The following is a 1169-nucleotide window of genomic DNA, read 5'->3' as shown; positions in this document are numbered from 1 at the left end:
GAGTGCACCGGCCGCAGGACACGGTCATGAAGGTCATGAATATGAGGAAGCTTACGTCCGGCTTGCCTCAGCAAGCAGGGGCCGCGAGGCACAGGACGCGGAGGGGCGGCGCAGCGCTTACGCGGCGCCGTCCTCCTGGGAACGGTTCGAATCCAGGCGGGACTTCGCCCGGTCCACCTTCACGGCGATCTGCGCCGACATCGCGTCTCGCTGCTTGCGCAGCAGCACGAAGCTCAGCGGCGCCGAGATGATCACGGCGAGTACGAGCACCCACAGCAGGTTGGAGTCGCCGAGTCCGCGCGGCAGCACCCGCAGGTACACCAGCCCCCACAGGGCGAGGAAGCAGCCGGCGAAGATGCCCAGGCGCATCAGCGTGTACCGGGCTGTGGGGCTGAGCTTGCTGGCGACGCTGTTGCTGTTGCTGTCGGACATGGCGGTGACTTCTTTCTCTGTGATCAGTGGTGATCAGTTCAGGGGGAGCAGCATCGTGATGTCGTCGCGGTCGTCGCCGTCGGCGACCCGTATCGCGCCAGGCACCCGTCCGACCTCCTTGTAGCCGCAGGAGGCGTAGAAGTCCTCCAGGCCAAGACCGCCGCGGCAGGTGAGGCGTATCGCCTCGACGCCTTCGAGGGTACGGGCTGACTCCTCCGCTGCCGCGAGGAGGTCGCGACCGTAGCCCTTGCCCTGGTGGCGCGGGTGGACCATCACGGTGTAGAGCCAGATCCAGTGCCGCATCAGGCGGTGCGTGTTGCGGGTGAGGAACGCGGCGGCGGCCAGCCGTCCGTCCTCGTCGTAACCGACGAGGAGCCGCCGCTGTCCCTCGGCGAGTGCCGTCAGTTGCTTGAGCCACTCCGGCCTGATGTCCTCCACCGTCACCGGCGGCACGAAGCCGACCGCGCCGCCCGCGTTGGACACATCGGTCCAGAGCGTGAGGAAGCCGTCCCGCAGGGCAGGGTCCACAGGCGGGTCGAGCCGGAAGGACAACGTCATGCGGTCGACGGTAACAACCGGCCCGGACTGTCCCGCTTGTGGGGGTGTGTGAGCCTGCTCGCAGTCGCGGGGGCAAAAACGGAGTGGGGGGGGGGCGGGGGGGGGGAGGGCAGGCTCGCCGCGCGCAGCGAAAGCAGAGCCCGCCGCAAAGAGCCAACGACAAACACACCGCAAGAACA

Annotated in this window: 2 protein-coding genes; both read right to left on the bottom strand. The window is 68.1% G+C overall.

The window, feature by feature from the left end:
• Positions 1-117: 117 nt before the first annotated feature.
• On the bottom strand, positions 118-432 hold the full coding sequence (locus ACFWI9_RS16570; protein WP_387162538.1) for a DUF4229 domain-containing protein: 315 nt from the start codon (positions 430-432) through the stop codon (positions 118-120).
• A gap of 33 nt (positions 433-465) precedes the next feature.
• Positions 466-990, bottom strand: a complete 525-nt coding sequence (locus tag ACFWI9_RS16565) for a GNAT family N-acetyltransferase (RefSeq protein ID WP_387162536.1) — start codon at positions 988-990, stop codon at positions 466-468.
• Between the last annotated feature and the right edge of the window lie 179 nt (positions 991-1169).

The sequence above is a fragment of the Streptomyces sp. NPDC127084 genome (assembly GCF_042724175.1).
Taxonomy (GTDB): domain Bacteria; phylum Actinomycetota; class Actinomycetes; order Streptomycetales; family Streptomycetaceae; genus Streptomyces.
The sequence above is the reverse complement of the archived record's forward strand: the minus strand, read 5'-3'. Positions and strand labels throughout refer to the sequence as shown.